The organism is Flavobacterium caseinilyticum, from assembly GCF_004349085.1.
Taxonomy (GTDB): Bacteria; Bacteroidota; Bacteroidia; order Flavobacteriales; family Flavobacteriaceae; genus Flavobacterium; species Flavobacterium caseinilyticum.
Window position 1 is genome coordinate 199662 of record NZ_SMFM01000006.1, and the last position, 7774, is coordinate 207435.

The 7774-nt window shown below is 33.6% G+C and carries 5 protein-coding genes and 1 rRNA gene; 1 reads left to right on the top strand and 5 read right to left on the bottom strand.

Annotated elements, in window-relative coordinates:
- Positions 1-1182: 1182 nt before the first annotated feature.
- The 5 genes from E0F89_RS13105 to thrS form a co-directional block, all read right to left on the bottom strand.
- Positions 1183-2910, bottom strand: coding sequence for a tetratricopeptide repeat-containing sensor histidine kinase (locus E0F89_RS13105; RefSeq protein ID WP_131910221.1), 1728 nt, complete (start codon positions 2908-2910; stop codon positions 1183-1185).
- A 150-nt stretch (positions 2911-3060) separates the two neighbouring features.
- Positions 3061-3405 (bottom strand): 50S ribosomal protein L20, encoded by a 345-nt coding sequence (gene rplT, locus E0F89_RS13110; RefSeq protein ID WP_024982755.1) that lies wholly within the window; start codon positions 3403-3405, stop codon positions 3061-3063.
- Positions 3406-3577: 172 nt separating this feature from the next.
- Positions 3578-3775 carry a 50S ribosomal protein L35 gene (gene rpmI, locus E0F89_RS13115; protein ID WP_022827375.1) on the bottom strand — a complete coding sequence of 66 codons (198 nt, stop codon included), beginning with the start codon at positions 3773-3775 and terminating at the stop codon, positions 3578-3580.
- Positions 3776-3882: 107 nt separating this feature from the next.
- Complete coding sequence (gene infC, locus E0F89_RS13120) at positions 3883-4440, bottom strand: translation initiation factor IF-3 (protein ID WP_370273076.1); 558 nt, start codon at positions 4438-4440, stop codon at positions 3883-3885.
- A gap of 16 nt (positions 4441-4456) precedes the next feature.
- A complete protein-coding gene (gene thrS / locus E0F89_RS13125) occupies positions 4457-6403 on the bottom strand; it encodes a threonine--tRNA ligase (protein WP_131910222.1) in 1947 nt (648 codons plus the stop codon).
- A 1230-nt stretch (positions 6404-7633) separates the two neighbouring features.
- Between thrS and E0F89_RS13130 the strand changes: the two genes are divergently transcribed.
- Positions 7634-7774, top strand: a 16S ribosomal RNA gene (locus E0F89_RS13130); the annotation flags it as partial.

The window sequence follows — 7774 nt, forward strand, 5'->3', positions numbered from 1 at the left end:
TTTCGAACTTTTATAAAACTATCATTAAGTCGGATGTAATGTGAAACAGAAGTACTAGGTTTTTTTTCGAGTTTGTTTAATATTAAAAATGATATTGACCTTAATCTCTCATCAATACTATTTAGTTTTGCCGCTGTTAGGTAGGCTTGTTTGGAGTGTTTTTTAGAATATTAAGAAATTATTAGTTGGTAATAATCGGCCAAATGTAAATGACTTACAATACTTCCCTAAAAATCTCTATTAGTTTCTCGAAAGGTTAGTGATTTTATCATTAATCCGAAACCTTCTGAACTGTGTTTTTTTTTAAAATATCAATAGCCCAAATTGTCTAAAACTCTTGCTTTTCTAATGTTGTTTGTATTTAAAAGAGATGTATTCAAAAGGGATTCCAATATCTTGATTGAAGAATGTATTTTTTCATTTTCATGCAGACAGTGGCAATATTATTTTCAGAAGCTACAATTCCCACAGAATCACTCGTAAATGATTTGGCGTTATTGTAGTAATATAAGACATCTTCATAATTGTATAACTCATTTGAAGAAATACCGAGAAGGTTGTATGCGGGTGCTTTACAAGCCGAGTTTTGTTGTGTAAAGGTTTATGCCTTAATTAGATTTTTTTCACTTCCCACATAATTTCCATAAGTTTGCTGACTAGTCGCCATTTGAATCAAATTATGGGCCATCGACGCACTATTTTTTTCTAATTCATAAAGTATTTTTGAACAGTTGTAGTTCTGATAAGCACTATCAAATTTTTTAATTGGCATAAAACTGATCGCCGGCATCTAATTGTTTGCGTGCGTGTATGGCGTTTTTAGTAGTCTATTTTTTGTACTGGAGACTGACTGGTTTTTAAATTCATTTTGACAAGAATAGACAAAAATGAAGAATCGAAATATTAAAATCGGGAAATGTAACTTTTAGAATAGTATATCCCGAAAATACAGAAATTAATTTAAATACAGTTGTAACAGGATTAGCTTTTTATATTTTGGTTTTGGTAGAGAAATTGGTGTTCAACCATAGGATATGAATATTTTAATTTGCCACGATTACGACCAGAAACGGACAAAACCTTAAAGCCAATATCTGAATATAGTATGAAAAAATATATACAGTGTTAGTGGTATTTCAATCTAAATCGTCGGTAACTAAAATTGTATGGAAAATAAGACCGTTATGATTCTATTGGAAATATAATTCCTACTCTAAATCCTTTGTCGGATTTAGTATCAAATGTAATGCTTCCTTTTGCAGCTCGAATACGATTTTCCATATTCAGCAGGCCGTTTTTGGAATTTAATTGGTTATTTACTGTTCCAATCCCATTATCAGTGTAATCTATTTGTAATTTATTTTTATCTTTTTTGAAAGTTATAACCACTAAACTGCATTTACTGTGCTTTTTCATGTTGACAAGTAACTCTTGAATTACGCGGTATACTATAATTTTTTTATTGTTGTCTAAATCCTTCCAATGTATTTTATCCATTCCATTTGTTAATACATTGACCTTTTCAGTATTAAATCCGGACATCATTTCTTTTAAATTAGGAATAAATTGTATCCCGGTTTCTATAGTGCTATTTTCTCTGGAGATGTCTCGGGTTCGAGAATAAATACCATCCAGATTAGAAAGTAAAATTTCTTTATTCTCATTTTTGGCCAAATCCTGAGTTTCGGCGAAAGCCATGGTCTGATATACATCGTTTGCCAACTCATCATGTAGTTTTTTTGAAATTCGAATTTCTGTAGTATAAGAGGCTTTTATTTTTTCTCTTTTGTTTTTGGCAATAAGAAAATTGGATAATAAAATACTTATCAATATAATAATGGCAACAACGAAATACAGGAAGAGGTTTCTAGTACGTTGTTCTTCATCTTGGAGTATCTTTTGAGTCTTTAGTTTTAAATTTTCTTCTTTTTCTAATGTAGAATCGTATTTTATTTTAGCAAATTGATTTTTAGCTTTTTGTCTGACTTTAGTAATACTGTCATTAATGTGAAGGTAAGCGAGAGAATATTTTTTCAATTCGTTTCCTGAGGTATTATGTATTATTGCTTTTAAAGATTGTAGACGGTCATCAACACTATTCACTTTAGTTGCTTTTTGGTAAGCGAGCAGAGCATATTTAAGAGATAAATTTGGATTCCTCGTTTTGTAATGTTCAGAAATATTGTAGTAGCTTGAAAGCAATCCCCGGTTATCTTTGATTTGCTCTCTTGTTTTTAACCCTTTATTTAAATAAAAAATTGCTTTTGAATTTCCAATTTTATCATAGGTGTATCCTAAATTATCAATAACCCGAGCAAATGACTGTGGATTATTTTTAACTTCTTTTTTAAGAGTCAAAGGCAATAGGATCTGAATTGCTTTTTGAAAATCGCCTTTTTCAGTTAAAGCCAAACTAATATTGTTGATAATGTCAGATTTTACTTCTTCATCAGTTTTCGAATTTATAGCTTTCTTGAAATAATATATTGCCTGATCATTTTCATTTGTAAGCAAGTAATTATAACCTAAACCTATATATATGTTAGTTTCTCCATATTGGAATTTGTTAGAATTCGCAATTAATGGAAAGGCTTCAATACTTGTAGTCTCACTTCCGGCATAATCTCCTTGGTTGCGTTGTATTTGTGCCATCCAACTTAAAGTGTGAATAATCCTTGAAGTATCTTTTTTTATTTCGGCAGTATATTTAGCTTTGTTGAAATAATAGTAGGAACTGTCAAATTTCTCGTTTTCATAATGTTGGTGACCAATGTCTATAAGTCTATTAATTTCTGTAAGATCCTGTTTTTCATGAGGATTTTTTTGCTTTATTTTATCACAAGATTGTGTGACAAAAAGCATGGTGCATAATAATATATAAATTAGGAAATGCAGTTTTCTAAAAATCATTGTTTGAAAATACAGAAATTAATTATGAAACAAAAGTAATCTTAATATTATATTTTTTAATCTAAAAACAGATTTAAAAAACAAAAAACCCCAATCTTTCGATTGAGGTTTTTATATAAGTAAGTAATCTAAATTGAGTTTATAAAACGTTTATTTTACTTTATTAAGTATTGCTTTGAAAGCTTCTGGGTGATTCATCGCTAAATCGGCAAGAACTTTACGGTTCAATTCGATGTTGTTAGCTTTTACTTTACCCATGAATTGTGAATAAGACATTCCTTCCAATCTAGCTCCAGCGTTGATACGTTGAATCCATAAAGCACGGAAATTTCTTTTATTCACTTTTCTGTCACGGTAAGCGTAGCACATTGCTTTCTCTACCGCATTCTTAGCAACTGTCCAAACGTTTTTACGTCTACCAAAGAAACCTTTGGCTTGCTTCATTATTTTTTTTCTTCTTGCTCTTTTAGCAACTGAATTTACCGATCTTGGCATAATTTTATTGTTTTTTTGTAGCAGGCGGCCTGAATTTAATCAAAAGCACTTAATGGCCATACTCCAAGGTTATTTGAAATTGTTTTAACCTAAAGATTATTTAGTAAAAAAGTTTTTAAAGTCGGATGTCGAAAGTCTTTAAGACCTTTGACTTTGCAACTTTAAGACTTAATTAAATAATTCTTAATTGTTGTTTGATGCTTTTCATATCTGTTTTGTGAACTAACGCTGAGTGTGTCAATGCTAATTTACGTTTTTTAGACTTTTTAGTCAAGATGTGACTTTTAAAAGCATGCTTTCTTTTAATCTTTCCAGAACCAGTAACTTTGAAACGTTTCTTGGCGCTAGATTTGGTTTTCATTTTAGGCATTTTTTCCTAGTGTTTTAATTTATTCTTACTTACTTATCTTTGTTTCAAGTTTAAAGGTTTCAGGTTTAAAGTTATAAAACTGAACACTGAGCACTCCAAACTGCATTCTATTTCTTCTTCTTCGGAGCAATGAACATAATCATTCTCTTTCCTTCCAGAACTGGCATCGCTTCCACTTTACCAAATTCTTCAAGATCTGTAGCTAATCTTAACAATAAGATTTGACCTTGATCTTTGTAGATAATCGAACGTCCTTTAAAGAAAACGAAGGCTTTCAATTTCGCACCTTCTTTCAAGAATTTCTCAGCGTTCTTTCTCTTAAATTCATAATCATGCTCATCTGTTTGAGGTCCGAAACGAATTTCCTTAACGACTACTTGTGTAGATTTCGCTTTCAGGATTTTATCACGTTTCTTTTGCTCGTAAACAAATTTCTTGTAATCCATGATTTTGCAAACCGGAGGTTCAGCATTAGGAGAAATCTCAACTAAATCCAATTCAAATTGGTCAGCTAATCTTAAAGCTTCTGAAAGTTTAAAAACTCCTGGCTCAATATTTTCACCTACAAGTCTCACTTCTTGTACACCACGAATAAGACTGTTTATTCTGTGGGCATCTTTTTTTTCTACGCGAGGTTGATAACCTCTGTTGCTTCTTATTGCTATGACTTTATAATTTAAGTTAAACTGTGAATACTTTTAATGTTTTATTGATTTCCTCGTTTACAATAGCAACAAATTCTTCTATTGTAACGCTGATATTTCCCTTTCCTTCTTGTCCGTGACGACGGATAGAGATGGTTCCGTTTTTCTCTTCTTCCTCGCCTACGATCAACATAAACGGGGTTTTTTGCATTTCGGCATCTCTGATTTTCTTTCCGATTGTCTCGTTTCTATTATCAATGAGGGCGCGAATTTCGTGATTTTCTAGCAAATCTAAAACTTTTTTCGCATATATTTCATATTTCTCGCTCAAAGACAATATTATAGCTTGTTCTGGCATTAACCAAAGCGGGAAATTTCCTGCAGTGTGCTCCAGTAAAATAGCTATAAATCGTTCCATTGAACCAAAAGGAGCTCTATGGATCATCACCGGTCTATGTAATTCGTTATCAGATCCTTTGTAGGTCAAGTCAAAACGTTCCGGAAGGTTATAATCTACCTGAATCGTTCCTAATTGCCATTGTCTTCCCAAGGCATCTTTTACCATGAAATCTAATTTCGGGCCATAGAAAGCTGCTTCGCCATATTCGACAACGGTTTTCAAACCTTTGTCTGCAGCGGCATTGATGATGGCATTCTCTGCTTTTTCCCAGTTTTCATCACTACCTATATATTTATCTCTATTCTCTTTATCTCTCAAAGAAATCTGAGCTGTAAAGTTTTCGAATCCTAATGAACCAAATACATATAATACCAAGTCAATTACTTTCTTAAACTCTTCGTCCAGTTGTTCCGGAGTACAAAAAATGTGCGCGTCATCCTGGGTAAACCCTCTTACACGAGTCAATCCATGCAATTCGCCACTTTGTTCATATCTATAAACAGTTCCAAATTCAGCGTAACGCTTCGGCAGATCTTTGTAGGACCAAGGTCTTACGTTGTAAATTTCACAGTGATGAGGACAGTTCATCGGTTTCAACAAAAACTCTTCTCCTTCAGCCGGAGTACTTATGGGTTGAAAACTGTCTGCGCCATATTTTGCATAATGACCTGAAGTGACATACAATTCTTTTTGACCTATATGCGGCGTAATTACTTGCTCATAACCCGCTTTCTTCTGAGCTTTTTTCAAAAACTGCTCTAATCGATCTCTCAGCGCAGCACCTTTTGGCAACCATAATGGTAAACCTGCTCCAACTTTTTGTGAAAAAGCAAACAACTCTAATTCTTTTCCTAGTTTTCTATGGTCGCGACGTTTTGCTTCTTCTAGTAATAAAAGGTATTCTGTTAGATCCTTTTGTTTAGGAAACGAAGTTCCATAAACACGAGTTAACTGTTTATTTTTTTCATCACCTCTCCAATAGGCACCGGCAACGCTCATGATTTTCATCGCCTTGATAATTCCGGTATTTGGAATATGGCCACCGCGACATAGATCAGTAAACGTGTCATGATCGCAAAACGTAATTGTTCCGTCTTCAAGATTGCTAATCAGCTCTGTTTTGTAAACGTTGTTTTTATATAGTTCCAAAGCTGCTGCTTTAGAAACAGGACGTAGTTTGAACTCGTGCTTTCCTCTTGCTATTTCAAGAACGCGATCTTCAATTCTTTTGAAGTCAGCGTCTGTGATTTTTTGATCCTCAAAATCTACATCATAATAGAATCCATTAGATATTGCTGGTCCAAGAGTTAATTTTATACCTGGATACATTTCCTCTAAAACCTGTGCCATAACGTGAGAAGTAGAATGCCAAAAAGCCTTTTTTCCGCCTTCGTCATTCCATGTATATAATATAAGACTACCATTCGTCGTCAAAGGAGTTGTGGTTTCTACAGTTGTACCATCAAAAGATGCCGAAATCACATTTCTGGCAAATCCTTCACTTATGCTTTTAGCAACATCCATCGGTGTTACCCCTGAAGCAAACTCTTTAACTGACCCATCGGGTAAAGTAATCTTAATCATTGTTTATTTTTTTAAGAATGCAAATATAGAGCATTGCAGAAATACATACAATATATATGTAAGGTTTGTTACTATATAGGTGTAAATACAAAGTCGGTACTCTTTATATATAGGTAAAGAGGTGTTTTTTCTATTGCGAGCTATTTTCTGCCATCCGTTTCGATTAGTTTATCTTTCGGGCGTTCCTCATAAAATACAGAGAGGCATTTATCGTAAAGGGCAATCGCCTCTCTGTATTTTATAAGTCGGGCTATTCGCTACAAGTCCTCGCCCCACAAAAGGCGGGACTGTGGGCTTTTCGCTGCTATCCCTAACGCGAGTTTCGAATAATTAGGATATTTAGTTCAATCAAGAGGTGAAGAACTTATATCAATACAATAAATCCTTTACCTAATATATAGGAGAGACTAGAACAGGGATGTTTGTTAGTGTATAAGCTATAGGGTAAAACCATTCTATTGATCTTTAGTAGTTTTTTTGTTCGAATACAGGCAAGTTAGGCTGTTTTGAAGGAGTAGTGCGCAGTGAAGAGCTGATAAAACATGAATAAAGATTGAATTTATAGAACTTTAGTAAATAAAGTAGGGAAGTTGAAAGCGTCCAATCGTACTGAAATAGGCGATTTTGACTTAAAATTGTCTTCACGGGCAATTAGATTGCTGTTTTGTACAAAAAACTTCATACTTCAAAATTCACGTTTTCAGCGAGTTAAAGTTTACTTTAATAAAACATCAAAAAAAAGTGTTTAAAAAGCTTGAATAACTCAATAAACGGTGTAGTTTTGCACCCGCAACAACGCAGACGTTCTTTCAAATACTGGCAAGTAAAACGAATCAAACAGAAAATTTATTTTCTAAAAAAGATTAAAAAAAGCTTGTGAGATTAGAAAACGGATGTTACATTTGCACCCCGCAAAACAAGCAAAGTTCCTTGATAGATTGATAAGAAAACGAGAAGAAAACGAGATAAAAAATTATTTCAAAAAAACTTCAAAAATTTCTTGCCAGTTAAAAAGAAAGTTGTACTTTTGCACCCGCTTCCAGAGAGACACAATGTGACTCAAACGAAGGGAAAAAAAAGATAAGAACACGTTCCTAGACATATTGAATTGACAGCCGTTTTAAGAGAGATCTTAGAACAAAAGAATAAGAGTAATAGAATCGAGAGATTTGAAAAAACCACTAGAATTTAGTCGAATAACAATAGCTTGAGCAATCGAGCAAACAATATACGATGAAGAGTTTGATCCTGGCTCAGGATGAACGCTAGCGGCAGGCTTAACACATGCAAGTCGAGGGGTATAGTTCTTCGGAATTAGAGACCGGCGCACGGGTGCGTAACGCGTATGCAATCTACCTTTCACAGAGGGAT